The following is an 18,946-nucleotide window of genomic DNA, read 5'->3' on the forward strand; positions in this document are numbered from 1 at the left end:
TGGAACTATATGAATAATAAATATCATAGTTTAGTAAAACGTATTGAAGATCCAGCGCTTTTTGGTAAAGTAGCGGTGATCTATGGTGGGAATTCTTCAGAGCGAGAAGTCTCTCTCTGGTCGGGAGAAGCTGTATTAAAGGCGCTTCAAGCTCAAGGTATTGATGCATATGGTGTCGATACGCAATCTGTTGAGCTTTTGAGTTATTTAAAAGAAGCACAATTTGATCGCGTTTTTATCGTGCTTCATGGGCGAGGTGGAGAAGATGGGGTGTTACAAGGTGCGCTTGAGTATCTACAGATTCCTTATACCGGTAGTGGTGTTTTAGCCTCTAGCGTTGGTATGGATAAGCTAAAAACGAAGCAAATTTGGAAAGCGTTAAACCTTCCTGTTTTAGAGTCTTATCTGTTGGAAGATCTTGAGACTGTTGAGCGATTAAAAGACGAGTTGACTTATCCGTTAGCCGTTAAACCCGCTGAAGAGGGCTCAAGTATTGGTGTGAGTCGAGTTGATCGTGTTGAGGATTTAGTGAGTGCTTGGCAGGCAGCCGGGGGGTTTAATTCAGCGGTATTTGCTGAAAACTGGATTGTAGGTAAGGGAGAGTATACTTGCGGTCTATTAAATGGAACAGCGCTTCCCTTGATTCGTATGGAGACGGATCTCGCTTTCTACGATTATGAGGCGAAATATCTGCGCGATGATACACGTTATTACTGTCCTGCGGGATTGCCTGATGAAGATGAAACACGTTTTAGATCCCTGTGCGAAGCTGCATTTAAAGCATTAGGTGCGCGTGGGTGGGGGAGAATTGATCTCGTGGTTGATCAGGAGAATAATCCTTGGTTATTAGAGATCAATACAGTACCTGGTATGACAAGTCATTCTTTAGTGCCTATGGCAGCAAAAGAGGCCGGCATCTCCTTTGAAAAGCTCTGTTGGCTTATTTTAGAAGAGACATTTCCGGTATAGAAGAGCGGTATAAAAACATGAGAAACTTATTTTAGTAGGGACGGGTAGTAGGACCGGTAATATCATAAGTTTTTCGTACTATAAATATGGGTATATTGATGGGTTATTATTTACTTTGAAACAGTTATTGTTATATTCATCAAATCAACGAGTAAAAGGAAAATCACGACGCTATCAACAAGGCGTGGTACCACGGAAAGAGTTTAGCTGGAAGCGGTTTTGGGAAGTGTTTTTCCGAATTATTCGAGGATTTATTTTAGTAGCGCTACTGATTTTGATCGTAACGGGTCCTTACTATGGATGGCAATATTTGAAGAGAAGTACCGTATTGTTCACCATTGATAAAGTTATGGTTTATGGCGATATTCATTATTTGTCTCATGATCGAGTGAATGAACTGGTCAAAGATGCGGTTGGACAAAATTTAGTGGGCTTAAATATTAATGAATATCAAAACCAGATCTTGAGTGAACCTTGGGTAAAATCAGTAGATTTAAAACGACAATGGTTTCATGAATTAGAGGTCTATCTAACAGAACAGAAACCTGTGGCTATCTGGAATAATAGTGAGATGCTCAATAGCGAAGGGGAGATTTTTTCGCCAAGTGATATTCCCGAATATGACTGGGTCTATCTAACGGGATCTGATGAGAATGCTAAAGAGATCTTGCAGGTTTATCAGAAGATTGTACCGCAATTAGCTGCTCATGGTTTTAAGGTGAAAGAGATTATTTTAGATGAACAAGAATCTTGGAGCATCTTGCTAGATGGCAATTTGTTGCTTATTATGGGAACGGAAGCATTAGATGAACGATTAGCTCGTTTTTTACGCCAATTACCAGATCAAAATGTTTTAGATGCAATATCGCACATTGATTTTCGTTATAAAAATGGATTTTCGGTAAAATGGAAGCAATAAGTTAAGCTATCATGAGCAGTGTATTACCACTAATAGCAATAAATAATAAAAACGATCAATAGGTGCAGAGTATGACAGAACTTTCAGTACAATCCGTAGGTGTATGTATCGATATCGGAACGCACAAAGTCGTTGGTATGATGGCGAAAGTGCGAGAAGATGGAATTATCGAGATTGTGAAGATAATTTCTCGCCCCTCTCGTGGCATTAAAAGGGGTATTATCAACAACATTGATCCTATTACACGAATTGTTAAAGATATTATTGCAGAGTTTGAACGTGATTTGACTGTGAATGTTCTATCGGTCTCTACCTCTATTAGTGGTTCTCATATTAGAAGTCGGAAAAATACTGGAGTGATCACGCTTTCAAAAGATCGAGAGCGGTTTACTGAGAGAGATTATGAGCGTATTTTAATTGAAGCAGGTCAGTTAAAACTTGATCCTGGTGAGAGTGTATTACATGTTTTGCCACAAATGTATGTCGTTGATGGAGGGGAGCCTGTTGAGAATGCAATAGGTCTATCTGGCGTGCGTTTTACCCTTATTGCGCATCTTGTCACTGCCGCAACTAACGAGATTACGAATATCCGTAATTGCATTGCTGCAAGTAATGTGAATATTGATAATATGATTTATGAAGGACTCTCTTCTGCGGTGAGTGTTTTGACAGAGGATGAATGTCAAAGGGGAGTGACGCTGATAGATATGGGCGCTGGAGTGACAGATGTAGTGGTTTATCAAAATGGTGTTGTCGTATTTCATGAATCTATTCCTCTAGGAGGAGATGATGTAACTGCTGATATCGCTAAAGTGAAGCGTTTTTCAACGCAAGTGGCTGAGAGTATTAAAATTGAACATGGTTCTTGTATGGGGTATGCAAGCTACGATGAAATGTTCACGCTTCCTGTTATTACAAATCAGAATGAAAATCGCAAAATGTCTACGCGTGAACTCTCATTTATTATTGATGCTCGTTATCGTGAAATTTTGGAATTTGTACGAGAGAAGATAGAAGAAGCAGGGTATTATCAGCTGCACGACGCAGGTGTAGTCTTAACGGGCGGTGCTAGTCAGATGGAGGGGTGTGTTGAGTTAGCAAGGGATGTCTTGGATAAACCTTGTAGAATCGGTCTGCCAATTAATGTGAGTTACAAAAGCTCAGAACCTTTAACGCCAGAACATGCGGCTGTTGTAGGACTTCTTGCATCTTACAAATATGAGAATATTTGGCAAAAAGAGTTACAAAAAACGATGCCAAGTGGTAACATCTTTAGTAATATATATAGGAAAATCGCTGGAATATGTCGTAGTTATTTATAAGGTATTTCTAGCAAAACATTACATTAAAGAATACGAATAGAATTGAGGATTAATAATGTCCATTTTTGAACTGCAGCAAGATCATAACGAACATGGTCCTATTATCAAAGTAATAGGTGTCGGTGGTGCGGGTGGTAATGCTATCACGCATATGGTGAATTCTGGTCTTACCGGTGTAACCTTTATCGCCGCGAATACAGATTCACAAGATCTACACCAAGCTAAGGCTGATGTTCGTATTCAACTTGGAGAACAGTTGACCCGTGGATTAGGTGCTGGAGCTAATCCTGAAATAGGTCGTCAAGCGGCTGAAGAAACGAAAGAGCATATTAAGGCTGAATTGAATGGCGCTGATATGGTCTTTATTGCAGCAGGAATGGGAGGTGGTACCGGCACTGGAGCTGCTCCTATTGTGGCGGAGGTTGCGAAGGAGTTAGGTATTCTAACCGTAGCTGTTGTATCTCGTCCTTTCTCTATGGAAGGCCGTAAACGTGATCAAGCTGCGACTCAAGGTTTAAAACAACTTGCTCAAAATGTCGATTCACTAATCACGATTCCCAATGATCGTTTAATGAGTGTGCTTGGGAAAGGTGTGAGTCTTTATGATGCATTTAGTGCGGCCAATAATGTGCTGTTTAATGCGGTCCAAGGTATTACAGATAGTATTACCAAGCCAGGTATGATCAATCTTGATTTTAATGATGTCAAGACAGTCATGCGTCAACAAGGACTAGCGATGATGGGGGTCGGTTTATCATCTGGTGATAATGCTGCACGTGAGGCTATTCAACAAGCGATCTCTTCCCCGCTCCTAGAAGAAGTAAGTCTTAAAGGCGCAAAAGGCCTTTTGGTGAATATTTCTGGTGGTTTAGGCCTAAGTATTGGCGATCTACATGAAATTGGGGCTATCATCAGTGAATATGCCGATGAAGATACAACAGTCGTATTTGGCGCTGTTGTGGATGAAGAGATGGGTGATGATATTCGAGTAACGCTTGTGGCAACTGGACTAGGAGAATATCAATCTTCTATCGAGAAGGTGAGTATTGCTGATCAGTTATTAGGTCGAGCAAAACCAACAACTCAAGAAACTACAAAAGAGAGCTCGAAGTCTAGTGGCTCACATTCAACAGGTTATTTAGATATTCCTGCATTTTTAAGAAAAAACTCTTAAAATTCATAGAACTCTAAGAAAGAGAAGTTATGTTAAAACAGAGAACAATAAAAAGTCTGGTACAAACCACAGGGATTGGGTTGCATTCCGGGAAAAAGGTCTATTTGACTCTACGACCGGCAGGCATTGATCAAGGTATTATTTTTCGTAGAACGGATCTGCCTTCACCAGATATCAAAATTGCAGCTGATGCAGTTGTCAGCACACAGCTTGCAACGATGATCGCTTCCCCTGAGGCTCCTGATGTGACAATTTCTACTATCGAACATCTTATGTCCGCATTATGTGGCTTAGGGATTGATAATGTTATTGTTGAAGTGAGTGCGCCGGAAATCCCTATTATGGATGGTAGTTCCGCACCATTTGTTTACCTGATTCAATCTGCAGGTATTCAGGAGCAGAATGCTGCGAAAAAATTTATCAAGATCAAAAAGCCCGTGATGTATCAGCATGAGGATAAGATTGCCAAATTATTGCCTTATAACGGCTTTAGATTAGATTTTACAATTAAATTTGACCATGCGGTACTCGATAAAACAAATCCGCAGCATCGTTGTGAGTTTTCAAGCCAATACTATATAGAAGAAGTGGCACGAGCAAGAACCTTCGGTTTTATGAAGGATCTTGAGATTATGCGTGAGCTTAATCTAGCATTAGGCGGCAGTATGGATAACGCCATTGTTGTGGATGATTATCGTATTTTAAATGCAGATGGTCTCCGCTATGAGGACGAATTTGTTCGTCACAAAGTCTTAGATGCGGTAGGGGATCTTTATGTATTAGGGCATCCGATTATCGGAGAGTTTGTCGGATATAAAGCAGGTCATATGATGAATAATATGCTTATTCGTGAGTTGATGAAAGATACTTCAGCTTATGAGGTTGTCACTTATGAAGAAGCTGAACATTCGCCAGTGACTTTCACAGTACCTGCTTGGAATTAATTTTATGGGAAATACTTTAATTTTGAGAGAAATTGGAGTATAGTCTTTAGTTTACGATTTTATATTGAATAACGTGTCTCTATATAATATAAAAAAGTTTTGGATATTAGTTGAATATAGGATATAAATTTTTATGGTTACAATTCGTCTAGCTCGTGGGGGCTCAAAAAAGCGTCCTTTCTACCAAATCGTTGTTGCGGATCAAAGAAATTCAGTAACAGGTAAATACATTGAGCGTCTTGGCTTTTTTAATCCCATCGCAAAAGGTGGGGAGAAACGTTTACAGCTTGCTCAAGACCGCGTTGATTATTGGGTAGGTGTAGGTGCACAGCCTTCTGAACGTGTTGCTTCATTACTTAAAGAAGCAAAAAGAGCGGCAGCTAAAGCAGCAGTTGAAGCTTAATCGTTCAATAATTTAATATAGAGCCATCTTATCTAGTATAAGGTGGCTTTTTTGTTCGCTTTTGAGGAGTCAGAATAATGCAAGCAGAGAAGATTGTTGTAGGTAAGATCAATGGTTTTCATGGGGTCAAAGGGTTTATTAAAGTATTTTCTGAAACTAGGCCAAGAGAAGGTATTTTGCATTATCAGCATTTCTTAATTCAGCGAAATGGTGCTTGGGAAACTCTAGAAGTCGAAGTAGGACAGAAGCACAGTAAACACATTCTTTTTAAATTTAAAGGGTTAGATTCAAGAGATTCTGTTGAGCCTTTGTTAGGATCTGTACTCCATGTTGCGCGGGAAGATCTGCCTGAATTGGCTGAAGATGAGATTTATTGGGTGGATCTTTATGGGCTCAAAGTATTTAATCATGAAGATGTTGAATTAGGCGTTATAGAAGATATCTTTGAAACTGGCGCAAATGATGTATTGGCGGTGAAAGGTGAGAAGGGGGAGATTTTGATTCCTTATTCAATGGAATATATCGTCATGGAAGTGAATTTGGAAGAAGGCTATATTGTGGTCGATTGGGATGAAGAGTAGAAAGTGAAGATGATTATTGATGTTATAGCGCTTATTCCAGAGATCATACAGCCGATTATTGAAGATGGGATCATTAGTCGTGCGCATCAGAAATCACTCTTTGAGCTCCGTTTTTGGAATCCTAGAGACTATACAGAAGATCGTCATCATACGGTAGATGCAAGGCCATTTGGCGGTGGTCCTGGGATGGTAATGATGTATGAACCTTTGAAAAAGACATTCGATGCAATTGAATCACATCGGCAAAGTCGAGGATTACGTATCTATATGTCGCCTCAAGGGGATGTTTTTAAACAATCAAAAGCAAGAGAATTGTCGGAAGTGCCACATTTAGTGTTGCTCTGTGGTCGTTATGAAGGGGTTGATCAGCGTATCATTGATACGGAGATTGATTTTGAGCTTTCAATAGGCGATTACGTGCTTTCAGGCGGAGAATTAGCTGCTGCCGTAGTAATAGATAGTATCGTCCGTTTGCTTCCTGACGCAATGTCGAATGAGGCATCTCACCAAAATGACTCCTTCAGCCAAGGGGATCTTTTAGATCATCCTCATTACACAAGACCACGAGAAATTAATGGTCTGAAGGTACCAGATATCCTATTTTCTGGTGATCATGCAAAGATTGAAGTTTGGCGTCGAGAAGAATCCCTTCGGAGAACCGCATTACGTCATAATAAAGCTGGTATTAATAACCATTAATCCATTAATAAAATTTTATTTATATTAATGATAATATTGTCAATTATATTGACTATTTATAAATTAATGTTTATTATTTTCAAGGCTCGAGCAGGAGCTGTTTATAGAGTCTGCCGATAGATATGACACAAGGAGGAATGTCTTGTTAATTTTAACTAGAAAACCAGGTGAGCGTTTCGTTATTAACGATGATATCACAGTTACTGTACTAGAGTTTAAGGGAAACCAAATTCGTATTGGTATTGATGCGCCTAGTGATGTAAAAATATTCAGAGAAGAGGTTTATGAGCGTATTGCAGCGGCATCTGCAGAAAATGAAAAGAAGTCGTAATTGCAAAATATATGTAAAAGTCCTGAAAGTTGATTTCGGGACTTTTTTATTAGTTTAGTACCGTAAAACACCGTCCTTTAGGGGGTATATGAGGTACCGGTAATGTGGGACTATAGTGATGAATTCACTTCAAAACTATTTCATGTTAAACGCCCCTACATTATTTCTGAGAAGATAGATGTCTCTATTTATTACATTTCTATTTTATGATGAGTCTTTTCCAAAGTCCTGATTTTTAAAATCGCTATTTTCACTAATTTCATGGGGATAATTTCGTTTTTGAAGACCTACAGAATCTGATTCAGGATGAATATGTAATCCCTCTTCATCAAATGAACAATTTTGGATCGTAGGCCAATCAATTCCAAGATCAATGTCTCGTGCTTTAAGTGTGCTATCCATCTGCGCAAGCGCTTGGTCAAGCTTCTCAATATGATCGAGAAGCAGATTAATCGCATTCGCTTCTGGATCTTCTACCGCATGACTCATTCCATAGGCATTAAAGAGACGATTTGCGATTGCTTTTTTAAGATTGGGCGTATCGGGTTTGGAAATACGGGCCGGAATTCCGACTGCTGTTGTATTATCAGGTACCGATTTTACAACAACGGAATTTGCCCCAATACTTGCACCATTACCGATAGTAATAGGTCCTAACACTTTTGCACCGGCACCGACAACCACATGATGACCAAGCGTAGGATGGCGTTTACCTTTATTCAGGCTGGTACCACCAAGAGTAACACCATGATAAAGCGTGCAATCATCGCCAATAATCGCCGTTTCCCCAATGACAACCCCCATTCCATGATCAATAAAGAAGCGTCGGCCAATCTGTGCGCCGGGGTGGATCTCAATACCGGTTAAGAATCGATTCCAAGTAGAGAGCCAACGGGCGAGTGTTTTGAGTTTCTTATGCCACAAACAGTGAGCAACGCGATGAAGCCAAATCGCCCAGAGCCCAGGATAAGCTAATAATACTTCAAAAGAGGATCGCGCTGCGGGGTCGATCTTTTTAATATTTTGAATATCTTCTCGAATGGTTTTAAACATAGTAAAAGGGTCTTTTGATGATTGTCTGTTATCGATTATCGATTTTTATTTATTATATTGTGAATTGCGAATCGTTTGCTCGGCCTGTAGATTGTTATCCTATCGGTAGACAACTTATTCGAGTATCTATCGATTCTAATATTTGTTAGCACTATTATCTATTCTAATATTACTGCTAATACTACTGATCTTTAGCAATCGCTTTTTGCGAAGCGGTGAGTGCACCCCGTAAAATATTGATTTCTTCTTGGGTTAATTCGGCCTTTTTATAGAGGTGGCGAATTTTACGCATGAGGTGTTTAGGATTAGCCGGATCTAAGAATTGTGTCTCAATGAGGGATTGTTCAAAATGTTGGATAAAGCCTTCAAAAGCCTCATCAGTTGCCGGGAGTTCTCCTGCATAATGGGGTTTTTTAACTTTTTCGCGTCGATCATCAATCACATTTTGCCGACGTAATTCATAAGCAATAATCTGAATGGCGGCTGCAATGTTGAGCGAATTATAATTATTTTCTGTGGGAATATAGAAGAGCGCCTGACAGAGGTCAACCTCTTCATTGGTGAGGCCTGTCCGTTCGGTGCCAAAGAGAATGGCAATTTTAGCCTCTGGTTTTTCCCTTAATATCTCGTGAATTTGCAGTGCGCCGGCTTCAATGGATTTCTCTTCTTTATTGAGGTGGCGACTTCTTGCGCTAGTACCAAAAACATAGTGGCAATCTTGAATCGCTTCACTTAACGTTTCGGTCACTTGAGCATTCTCTAGTACATCTAAAGCACCGCTTGCTAGTGCGGTAGCCTCTTTACTTGGGAATTTTTTGGGGGAGACTAACGTGAGATTATAAAGTCCCATGACACGCATAGCTCTTGCTGCTGAGCCAATATTGCCGGGATGAGAGGTATTGACCATAACTATCTTAATGGCATCTAAAGCTGAAGGTGTACGATTCATTTTTGAGGTTGTGGTTTCTGTAGATTGAGTGGATGTCGGCATAAATAAGTAAGGTATTGTTTAAGATCTATTGTTAAAAGGATGATGGATAGATGAATATAGGTAGATGAATATGGGCAGATGATTATGGTAATGATCTATGATCAGGAATTACAGGCTTCTATGATAGAATGTTGGCGAATATCGAACCGGAATCCATAACGTCATTCGTAGATCAATCTAAGGTAGCCGTATTGAAGCCGAAAGCGCTATTTTACTATATCAAGGATTGTAAGCGTTAAAGATTATAACAATTTTCTAAAGACAGGGGAGGCTTCTATGCCGAAAAACTTTTTTCAAGATCTTGCCGATAAACTTCAAGCATCTTTACCTGATGGTGTTAAAAATGCCCAGGGAGAAGCGGAGCGATTAGTGAAAGAAGGTGTTGATTCTGCACTCTCAAACTTCAAACTAGTCCGTTATGATGAATTTGAGATTCAACAGAAAGTGTTGCTCAAAACCCGAGAAAAACTAGAGGCTTTAACTAAGCGAGTGGAAGCGCTTGAAGCGTTATTAGCGGCGACGGCTGTTCAAAGCAGTGATGTGGTTATGATTGATGAGTCAATTAAGGTCATAGAAGCAGAAGATGACTCTATAGCGGTTACAGAAACGGTTGAAGTCAGTATTGTCACTGCTGAAGAAGCATCACTAGTGCAGAATGAAAATATAGATCAAAAGTTAGATGAGAAGTCTAGTGAGACGTCTAATGAGAATCCTAGTGAAAATCTTAGTGGGAAGCGTTAACAATAACGGTAGCGTCAAGATTGAACTGAGAAGTATCAAGAATTAAAAATGGATCGTCTTAATTTTGTGTATTGATCTAAGCTTTAGTTTTACATCTTATCTTTATTGCATAATTTTTAGGGAATTTGAAATATCGTTGTTAAATGGTAAATCAAATGATTACCGCTCAATATCATCTGTTAATCTGCATTATCTTCAAGCATTAATTATTGTGCATGCTGAAGAGCCCTCGTTTGAACCTACCCAATATTTTAGAAATAGAGTAAGATAGGGGCTATTTAACGAATCTCAAAATTATCATGGAAAAGGATGTGCAATTATGAGTCAAGCTCCTAAATATAAACGTATTTTATTAAAATTAAGTGGCGAAGCATTAATGGGAGATGGGGATTACGGGATCGATCCTGTAACAATTGGTCGGATTGCAGATGAGATTAAAGGATTAAACCGAATCGGCGTAGAAGTCGGTGTTGTGATTGGTGGTGGTAATATTTTCCGCGGAGCGGGTCTTGCCGAAGCGGGGATGGATCGAGTTGCAGCTGATCACATGGGAATGCTCGCAACGGTTATGAACTCTTTAGCATTACAAGATGCATTAGAAGCTCGGGATGTCTATGTTCGTGTGATGAGTGCGATTCGTATTAATGAGGTGTGTGAGGATTATCTACGTCGTCGCGCAGTGCGCCACCTTGAGAAAAAACGGGTTACTATTTTTGCAGCGGGTACCGGCAATCCATTCTTCACAACGGATTCAGCCGCAGCGCTTCGGGCGATTGAGATCAATGCGGAAATTATGCTCAAAGCAACAAAAGTCGATGGTGTTTACACTGCAGATCCGATGAAAGATCCTTCAGCAACCCGTTATGAGCACATCTCATTTACCGATGCTTTAACGCAAAATCTCGGCGTGATGGATGCGACAGCGCTTGTGATGTGCCGGGAAAATAATCTACCGATTAAGGTTTTCAATATTTTCAATGAAGGGGATCTATTGAAAGTGGTTTTAGGCGATAATGTTGGAACATTAGTTTCTGAAGAAGCGCTATAAATTAGCAATCATTGATCTACTGTTGATCTACGAAATACTATAACCTCTCGTTTGAGAGGTTATTTGTCTTTATTTCTAAAATGTTTGTCACCAATTCAGGATGATCGTGAATGACAACCATCAATAGCTATCACTCATCAGTATCAATAAAGGCTATAATGATCTATTCATTATCTCTTGATTAATCGCTAAAATAGTCTCGAATCAGGATATGTGACGGCATACTCATATTTAATTATGCTAGAATAGCAACATTTATGGCATATTCCCTTATATTTATACAGAACTTGGAGAGTAATCAATGACACAAAATATTATTAAAGATGCGAAAAATCGTATGGAAAAATCTGTGGAAGCGCTCAGCGTTGCCTTAGGTAAAATCCGTACCGGTCGTGCGCACGTTTCAATTTTAGATCATATTGAAGTGGAATATTATGGCTCAATGGTGCCTTTATCGCAGGTTGCGAACTTAACAGTGCAAGATTCACGTACTCTAGGGATTTCTCCCTGGGAAAAAACGATGGTAGGCCCTATTGAAAAGGCGATCATCAATAGTGATTTAGGGCTTAATCCTGCAACAACAGGAACCTTAATTCGTGTGCCATTACCCCCATTAACAGAAGAGCGTCGTAAAGAGCTCGTTAAAGTAGTCGGTGGTGAAGCGGAGCAAGCTAAAGTGGCGGTTCGTAATATTCGCCGCGATGCCAATAATCAAATTGCGGCGATGGAGAAGGCAGGGGAGATCTCTGAAGATATCCAACGCCGTGCAGAAGAAGAAATTCAAAAATTAACCGATACTACAACGAAAAAAATCGAAGAAGTATTGGCACAAAAAGAAGAAGAGTTAATGGAAATTTAACCACGTCAAGGATTAATAGTGAGCGAAAGCAACGCTAAATGCCGGCATGTGGCCATTATTATGGATGGTAATGGCCGCTGGGCAGAGAAAAATCGGTTAACCCGTGCACTAGGTCATAGAGCAGGGGTGAAGGCCGTTAAGCGAAGTGTAGAAGCCGCCATTGCGCATCAAGTAGAAGCGTTAACGGTCTATGCCTTTTCTACTGAAAATTGGAAGAGATCCTCTGAGGAGGTCTCTTTTTTAATGGATCTTTTTTATCAAACGCTCGGAAAGCAACTTAAAGCCTTGCATAAGGCTAATGTGAGGCTCTCTTTTATCGGTGATTTGACAATTTTAGATCCTAAATTACAAACAAAGCTCGCAGAAGCGGTTGCCTTAACTGCCCAAAATAGCGCGTTAGATTTAGTCGTGGCCATTAATTATGGCGGTCGTCAAGAGATTGTTCAGGCGTGCCAGAAATTAGCATTAGAAGTGAAAATAGGTGAGATTGAAGCTGAACAGATTACTGAGTCGCTGTTTGATCAATCACTAGCACTTAGCCATTTACCACCGGTAGATCTATTGATTCGTACTAGTGGGGAGCAGCGTTTAAGTAACTTCTTATTATGGCAATTAGCCTATGCAGAGCTCTATTTTACTGAATGTCATTGGCCTGATTTTGATGAAGCTGAATTCGAAGCAGCATTAACCGCATTTTATCAGCGTGAACGACGTTTTGGGGGGAGATAACTTATTATGAAACAACGAATCATTACGGGAACAATTGCGGGCATTGTTGCATTACTAGCGATCCTATTTTTACCCACTTTTGTCTTTGCTTGGGTCATATTTGCCATTGCGATGATCGGTCTTTTTGAGTGGAGTCGCCTACTTAAATTAGCGATACCGGTGAAGGCGATCTATCTAGTGGTTGGAGGCATCACTCTGCTTTTAGTCACAGTCACGATGTTGATAGGCGCAAAAGAGAGTGTCGATGGTCTATTGGTTATCTATATTCAAAATCACCCACTCTTTTATGGATTGCTGGCTTTAATGGCTATTTTTTGGCTCTTCATGCCTTTTGTTCTCTCGATTCATGCGCGCCGTCCGGTGGCATTTTTAGTCAATAGAGAGTTCTTATTTGTCGCAAGTATCTTAACACTCGCAGCGTTGATGGTTACATTGGTGACGTTGCAACAGAGTGTAATTCTACTTCTATATCTTATTTTGTTAGTCATTATCGCCGATAGCGGCGCCTATTTTGTGGGACGTAAATTAGGAAAACATAAGCTTGCACCCACCATCAGCCCCGGGAAGAGCGTTGAAGGTGCAGTAGGTGGGATTGTATTAGGCATACTCTACGCATTTGTAGCTGTTTTATGGCTCTCAGGTGGTGAAAATCCCATTTTGATGACAGCTAATAAGACCTTATTAATCGTTAATTTTGTCTCCTTAAGTGCACTTGTGGTGATTGTTTCAATTTCGGGAGATCTCTTTGAGAGTGTTGTGAAGCGACATGCCGGGGTGAAAGATAGCGGTAATATTCTCCCGGGACATGGGGGGATTTTAGATCGTATCGATGCATTGACGGCTGCCGCTCCGCTCTTTTTTGTAGGACTGACCTTTATTTAAAGATTATTGTAAGGTTCTCCCTCAGAGTGCTTTTTCAAAACACCATTTCAAGTACAGTAAAATTATGACAGATAAGAAAATAAAGCGTATCACGCTTCTCGGTGCAACCGGTTCTATCGGCGACTCAACACTTAAAGTGGTGCGCAATAATAGAGACCGCTATCAACTCTTTGCATTGGTGGCGCAGCAAAATGTCACGAAAATGGTCGCGTTATGCCGAGAGTTTACACCACAATATGCGGTATTAGCAGATCATCAAGCCGCTAAAGAATTGGCAATGCAATTGCGGGCAATGAATATTACAACGCATGTCTTAGCAGGTGATGGTGCTGTAATCGAGATGGTAGAAGCGCCGGAAGTGGATATTGTGGTTGCAGCGATAGTAGGTGCCAAAGGTTTTCTCTCTAGCCTAGCGGCCGCAAGAGCGGGTAAAACGATTCTGCTTGCCAATAAAGAGACGCTTGTCGTGGGTGGTGCGCTCTTTATGAGGGAGGCAAATCGTTGCGGTGCCACTATTTTACCCATTGATAGCGAGCATAATGCGTTGTTTCAATCATTGCCGAAATCAGCAGATGGTGCATTAGCTTATGAGGGGGTAAGGCGGTTGATTTTGACCGCATCAGGTGGACCGTTTCGAGGCTATAGTGCTGAACAATTAGCGAAGGTGACAGTACAAGATGCACTAAAACACCCTAATTGGTCGATGGGGGCAAAGGTGACCATTGATTCTGCAACCCTGATGAATAAAGGACTTGAGTTTATCGAAGCACACTTTATCTTTAATATGCCGCCGGCAAAGATTGATGTTGTTGTGCATCCTCAAAGTATGATTCATTCGCTAGTCGAATATGAAGATGGATCACTGATTTCTCAGATGGGTAGCGCGGATATGGCGATTCCAATTGCCCATGCATTAGCTTACCCTGAACGAATCATCTCAGGCGCGAGTTTTTTAGATTTAACGAAGATGCCCCCATTGACTTTTGAAGCCCCTGATTTGACACTTTTCCCGGCACTTCGTCTAGCACAAGAAGCCTTAGTTGCAGGAACGGCGCATTTAGTTGCTCTTAATGCGGCGAATGAGATTTTTGTGGCGAAATTTTTAGCGCAGGAGATCGAATTTGTAGAGATTGCCCAAAACGTGGCGAGGATCTTAGAACGAGTCACGATTTCTGATTCTGATTTACAAGATGAAGAGGCGCTTCTCTCTTTTGATGTGAAGATCAGAGCAGAAGCAGAAAATATGTGTTAAATTAAGGTATTAGTGATGGGGTAGTAAGGTAATGATGACATTTTTTAACGCTATTTGGGGTTTTCTAATTTTAATGGGCGTACTGGTCACGCTGCATGAGTTTGGGCATTTCTATGTGGCCAAGAAGTTAGGTTTTAAAGTGCTCACTTTTAGTATCGGTTTTGGTAAAAAACTCTGGAGCCGTACAGGGAAAGATGGCGTTGAATATCGTATCGGCCTTATTCCATTAGGGGGTTATGTCGCTATGCTCGATGAGCGTACGCACGAAGTGAAGCCTGAAGAGCAATCATTAACTTTTAATGCTCAACCGCTTTGGAAACGCGCTTTAGTGGTGGCAGCTGGTCCTGGAGTGAATCTTCTCTTCGCTGTTATTTTGCTATTTGGTCTTTATCTCTACGGGTTACCGGCTCTGAAAGCAAAGATTGATACACCGCCTCCCGAATCTACTTTAGCGATCGCGGGGTTTGAGCGTGGTGATGAGATTGTGGCAATTGAAGGACAATCTGTTAAAACCTTTGAAGAGATGATGATGGGATTTGTGGAGCATCTCAATGATGGCAAAGCGGCGGTGGATGTTGTTCGTGATGGGCAATTAAAATCATTGCAAATTGATATGGCGGATCCGCTCTATCTGCGTGCAGGCAGTTATGTTGATACACAATTAGGTGTGAAGCCTTATCTTCCGATTATCCCTTCTGTGATCGGATTAGTGGTTGAAGATGGTGCTGCGAGTAAGGCGGGTATTGAAAAGGGGGATCAAATTGTCGCAATCGAAGAAACCCCGATCGAGAGCTGGCAGCAGCTATTAGGCTATATGCATCAATTAGGGCAGAATCAGTCTGATAATGAAATCCTCTTAAATGTGGCAGTATTAAGAGATCAGCAGATCTTACCGCTTACGATTCCATTGACGCGTGGTGAATCAGGGTTTCGCTTAGGTGTCGGAACAGGGGAGCTTTCTCCTGAAACATTAGCTGAATTTGAAACGATTCGAACCTTGCAGCAATACTCTCCTTTAGATGCGCTTGGTTATGCGCTGCAAGATACTTACCGTAACTCGCTTTTAATTTTTAAGTTTATTAAGCGGATGTTTACAGGTGAAGTACATATTAATACGATGGCAGGGCCTGTGACGATCGCAGAGGTTGCCGGTGATCGTTTAAGTGCTGGTTGGGTCTACTTTATTCAATTAATGGCAATTTTTAGTGTTAATTTAGGAATTTTAAATTTATTACCGCTACCGGTATTAGATGGTGGACGGTTAGTAGGATTTGGGATTGAAGCGGTTGTAGGTCGCGATAAAATCCCTAAAAAGCTCTCCTTATGGGTGATGCAAATCGGTGCATTATGCCTCTTTCTATTTATGGCATTGATCGTTTTATATGATGTTACTAAATGGTTTTAAGAGGATAAATATTGGTTTTTTTGTAGTTATTCGGTATATTAACGCAGTTTATAGATGCATTTCTATGCCCTAATGATAGAGAATTTTAAAATGGCAATTGTCGATATAAAGAAAGTTTTATTTGCAACAAGTTTACTCTTAGGCTCTGCTGCTTTTGCACAAAAGTATGAAGTGAGGGATGTGCAATTAGAAGGCCTTGAGCAGATTAATCCTGGTTTAGTTTTTACGACTTTAGGATTAAATCCTGATGCGGAAATACAAAGAGGAAATGTCAAAGATATCGTTGAAAAACTTTATGCGACGGGGCTATTCAAGAATATTGTGGTGAAAACGGAGAATGGACGGATTTTAGGCCGTGTTATGCCACAATCGATTACAGTGCAAGTAGCAAGACCGAAGCAGAGCTCAGTGCGCCAAGGTGGTATGTTTGGGAATATTCGTACAGAAGCGAGTGAACCTGAAATTGAATATGTGTATGAAGAGATCCCTTGTACGATTGAAGATCCTCGTTGTCAGCCAAGAGAGCAAGTGGTTCGTTCAGATTTAATTATTGAGTTACAAGAGTTTCCAGTGCTCTCAAGAATTACCTTTAATGGAAATCGTGATCTTAAAGATAAGCAGTTGTCAGAAGTGGTCAGTGCGGCTAATTTAAGAGCAGGTGATACGCTTAGTGAAGCAGCATTAGAAAATGCAAAAAATAATATGCTCAAAGCTTATGAAACACGGGGTAAATATGCGATCAATATTGAACCTAAGATTATTGAATTACCACGTAATCGTGCCGAAGTGCAGTTCAATATTTCAGAAGGACGTACCGGCCAGATTGAAAAAATTAATTTTACTGGTAACCATAATATCTCAGATAGTACGCTTTTAAGACAGATGCGCGTTCGGGAATCGAGCTTTAAAACACTCTTCTCATCGGCAGATCGCTACGATCCTTATACCATTCAGGAAGAGCTGGATAAAGTTCAAGACTACTATCGTAATAATGGTTATTTAAAAGCAGAAGTCAATTATTCAAGTGCCACTATTAGCCCAGAGAAAGATTCAGTCTATCTTGATATTGATATTAATGAAGGCAAAAAATATCATTTTGGGACTTTTGATGTCGTAGGTAATTACCCTTCAGTAGACAAAGATGAGTTGATGTCTTTGATTGACATTAAAGAGGGTGGCTTATATCGTCTTCGCAATGTCACGGCAAGTATTAAGGCGCTGCAAGACCGCTTAGGTGATGAGGGTTATGCGCAAGCACGCATTAATGCTATTCCCAAAATTGATGAAGAGAATGATACGGTTTCTTATTCTTTTGCCATCGACCAAGGCGAACGCATTTATGTTAACCGAATTAATATTGAAGGCAATGACCGTACCCGTGATGAAGTATTCCGTCGTGAATTGCGTCAGATGGAAGGCGGGCGCTTTGTTGCTAGTGATATCGAGCGCTCACGAGTGAGAATTCAACGTTTAAGTCATGTTGAAGATGTACAAGTGGCAACAGAGCCTGTGGCTGATGGTGTTGTGGATTTAACCTACAAAGTTAAAGAGCGTAGCGCCGGCTCAATTACATTCGGTTTAAGCTATGGTATGGATAGTAAGTTTGGTATCAATGGTGGATTTAATCAGCCAAACTTTATGGGAACCGGTCATGAACTCAATCTCCAAGCTGAAACTAACAAGAGTGGTAGCTACTACGGTATCGACTATATGAATCCATACTTTACTAAAGATGGATTAAGTGCTGGTGTTTCATTAGCTTATAATAAGCAAAAACATGATTACGATGATACGGGGAACTATATCGCCGATGGCCTGTCACTCATGTTTAACTTCGGATATCCGGTCAGCGAGTATACAGCAATTCGTGCAGGTATTGGTTATGAGCGTTTAAATTTAAAAACAACACATTCATCACCTGCTGAAGTTGTAGAAGCGATTAGTGGTTCATATTGCGGTAACGGAGCCTTCTGTCCGGATGGTACCCCGCTTTATAAGAGTAAGCGTAACCTCTATCGTGCAAACCTTGGGATTGTTCGCGATACTCGCAATAGAACGGTATTTGCCTCAGAAGGAACGCTTAATAGTGCAACTTTATCAGGAACCTTACCAGGGTCAACGGATCGATTCTATAAATTACATCTAAAACATCAGAGTTACTTCCCATTAACAGATACGGATGATTATGTATTCTCTCTACGAGCTGATGCGATGGCAGGTTGGGGATATGGCTCAACGAAGAATTTGCCTTTCTATGAAAATTATTATGCCGGCGGTTTAGGGACCGTTCGAGGTTTTCGTGGTAGCTCTATAGGTCCTAAATATCCAGGCACTAATGATTCGAAAGGAGGGGCATTCCGTTACAATGCAACTGCTGAAATGATTATGAAAGTACCGGGATTTGTCGATAATAATAATGTCCGTTGGAGTATCTTCTTCGATGCTGGTAATGTGACTTCAAAACCGAGTAAACCTGAATGGGGTGATGTAAAATATTCAGCGGGTATGAGTTTTGTTTGGCTCTCTCCACTTGGCCCCCTTGCATTCTCTTATGCAAAACCATTTAAAGTGAAAGATGACGATCGTGAACAAAAATTCCAATTCTCGATTGGTATTCCTTACTAATTTGATTGATGAAAAAATT

General features: G+C 40.6%; 19 protein-coding genes. 17 read left to right on the plus strand and 2 right to left on the minus strand.

Going from position 1 to position 18,946, the window contains the following annotated elements; all coding sequences use genetic code 11:
* Window positions 1-9 precede the first annotated feature (9 nt).
* From WMO13_RS01970 to csrA, 9 genes are all read left to right on the plus strand, one after another.
* The gene (locus WMO13_RS01970) at window positions 10-969 is read left to right on the plus strand and encodes a D-alanine--D-alanine ligase (protein WP_051396350.1); all 960 of its coding nucleotides are present in this window, start codon (window positions 10-12) and stop codon (window positions 967-969) included.
* Window positions 970-1,084: 115 nt separating this feature from the next.
* Window positions 1,085-1,888: a cell division protein FtsQ/DivIB gene (locus WMO13_RS01975; RefSeq protein ID WP_156923327.1), complete on the plus strand. Its 804-nt coding sequence runs from the start codon at window positions 1,085-1,087 to the stop codon at window positions 1,886-1,888.
* A 71-nt stretch (window positions 1,889-1,959) separates the two neighbouring features.
* The gene (gene ftsA / locus WMO13_RS01980; protein WP_026879659.1) at window positions 1,960-3,210 is read left to right on the plus strand and encodes a cell division protein FtsA; all 1,251 of its coding nucleotides are present in this window, start codon (window positions 1,960-1,962) and stop codon (window positions 3,208-3,210) included.
* A gap of 61 nt (window positions 3,211-3,271) precedes the next feature.
* Complete coding sequence (gene ftsZ / locus WMO13_RS01985; protein ID WP_026879660.1) at window positions 3,272-4,384, plus strand: cell division protein FtsZ; 1,113 nt, start codon at window positions 3,272-3,274, stop codon at window positions 4,382-4,384.
* Window positions 4,385-4,413: 29 nt separating this feature from the next.
* Window positions 4,414-5,328: a UDP-3-O-acyl-N-acetylglucosamine deacetylase gene (gene lpxC / locus WMO13_RS01990; RefSeq protein WP_026879661.1), complete on the plus strand. Its 915-nt coding sequence runs from the start codon at window positions 4,414-4,416 to the stop codon at window positions 5,326-5,328.
* A 133-nt stretch (window positions 5,329-5,461) separates the two neighbouring features.
* Window positions 5,462-5,731, plus strand: a complete 270-nt coding sequence (gene rpsP / locus WMO13_RS01995) for a 30S ribosomal protein S16 (protein WP_026879662.1) — start codon at window positions 5,462-5,464, stop codon at window positions 5,729-5,731.
* Between the two features lie 77 nt (window positions 5,732-5,808).
* Complete coding sequence (gene rimM / locus WMO13_RS02000) at window positions 5,809-6,312, plus strand: ribosome maturation factor RimM (RefSeq protein ID WP_034856278.1); 504 nt, start codon at window positions 5,809-5,811, stop codon at window positions 6,310-6,312.
* 9 nt (window positions 6,313-6,321) lie between these two features.
* The gene (gene trmD / locus WMO13_RS02005) at window positions 6,322-7,011 is read left to right on the plus strand and encodes a tRNA (guanosine(37)-N1)-methyltransferase TrmD (protein WP_245601187.1); all 690 of its coding nucleotides are present in this window, start codon (window positions 6,322-6,324) and stop codon (window positions 7,009-7,011) included.
* A gap of 142 nt (window positions 7,012-7,153) precedes the next feature.
* Complete coding sequence (gene csrA, locus WMO13_RS02010; RefSeq protein ID WP_026879664.1) at window positions 7,154-7,342, plus strand: carbon storage regulator CsrA; 189 nt, start codon at window positions 7,154-7,156, stop codon at window positions 7,340-7,342.
* A gap of 204 nt (window positions 7,343-7,546) precedes the next feature.
* Here csrA and epsC read toward each other — a convergent pair whose 3' ends face one another.
* Complete coding sequence (epsC, locus tag WMO13_RS02015; protein ID WP_084331550.1) at window positions 7,547-8,395, minus strand: serine O-acetyltransferase EpsC; 849 nt, start codon at window positions 8,393-8,395, stop codon at window positions 7,547-7,549.
* 181 nt (window positions 8,396-8,576) lie between these two features.
* Window positions 8,577-9,386 (minus strand): RNA methyltransferase, encoded by an 810-nt coding sequence (locus tag WMO13_RS02020; protein WP_245601185.1) that lies wholly within the window; start codon window positions 9,384-9,386, stop codon window positions 8,577-8,579.
* Window positions 9,387-9,662: 276 nt separating this feature from the next.
* Here WMO13_RS02020 and WMO13_RS02025 point away from each other — a divergent pair, with 276 nt between their 5' ends.
* The 8 genes from WMO13_RS02025 (at window position 9,663) to bamA (ending at window position 18,927) form a co-directional block, all read left to right on the plus strand.
* On the plus strand, window positions 9,663-10,127 hold the full coding sequence (locus tag WMO13_RS02025) for an accessory factor UbiK family protein (RefSeq protein ID WP_084331551.1): 465 nt from the start codon (window positions 9,663-9,665) through the stop codon (window positions 10,125-10,127).
* A gap of 319 nt (window positions 10,128-10,446) precedes the next feature.
* Window positions 10,447-11,175: a UMP kinase gene (pyrH, locus tag WMO13_RS02030; RefSeq protein WP_026879666.1), complete on the plus strand. Its 729-nt coding sequence runs from the start codon at window positions 10,447-10,449 to the stop codon at window positions 11,173-11,175.
* A gap of 301 nt (window positions 11,176-11,476) precedes the next feature.
* Window positions 11,477-12,034, plus strand: a complete 558-nt coding sequence (gene frr, locus WMO13_RS02035) for a ribosome recycling factor (RefSeq protein ID WP_026879667.1) — start codon at window positions 11,477-11,479, stop codon at window positions 12,032-12,034.
* A 15-nt stretch (window positions 12,035-12,049) separates the two neighbouring features.
* Entirely contained in the window at window positions 12,050-12,763 is a 714-nt protein-coding gene (uppS, locus tag WMO13_RS02040) for a polyprenyl diphosphate synthase (RefSeq protein WP_026879668.1), read from the plus strand.
* Window positions 12,764-12,769: 6 nt separating this feature from the next.
* Window positions 12,770-13,645 (plus strand): phosphatidate cytidylyltransferase, encoded by an 876-nt coding sequence (locus tag WMO13_RS02045; RefSeq protein ID WP_051396352.1) that lies wholly within the window; start codon window positions 12,770-12,772, stop codon window positions 13,643-13,645.
* A 64-nt stretch (window positions 13,646-13,709) separates the two neighbouring features.
* Window positions 13,710-14,897: a 1-deoxy-D-xylulose-5-phosphate reductoisomerase gene (dxr, locus tag WMO13_RS02050; RefSeq protein ID WP_026879670.1), complete on the plus strand. Its 1,188-nt coding sequence runs from the start codon at window positions 13,710-13,712 to the stop codon at window positions 14,895-14,897.
* 31 nt (window positions 14,898-14,928) lie between these two features.
* Window positions 14,929-16,302, plus strand: a complete 1,374-nt coding sequence (gene rseP, locus WMO13_RS02055; protein ID WP_026879671.1) for an RIP metalloprotease RseP — start codon at window positions 14,929-14,931, stop codon at window positions 16,300-16,302.
* A 90-nt stretch (window positions 16,303-16,392) separates the two neighbouring features.
* Window positions 16,393-18,927 carry an outer membrane protein assembly factor BamA gene (gene bamA, locus WMO13_RS02060; protein WP_026879672.1) on the plus strand — a complete coding sequence of 845 codons (2,535 nt, stop codon included), beginning with the start codon at window positions 16,393-16,395 and terminating at the stop codon, window positions 18,925-18,927.
* Window positions 18,928-18,946 lie beyond the last annotated feature (19 nt).

Source organism: Ignatzschineria larvae DSM 13226 (assembly GCF_038500265.1).
GTDB classification, from domain to species: Bacteria; Pseudomonadota; Gammaproteobacteria; order Cardiobacteriales; family Wohlfahrtiimonadaceae; genus Ignatzschineria; species Ignatzschineria larvae.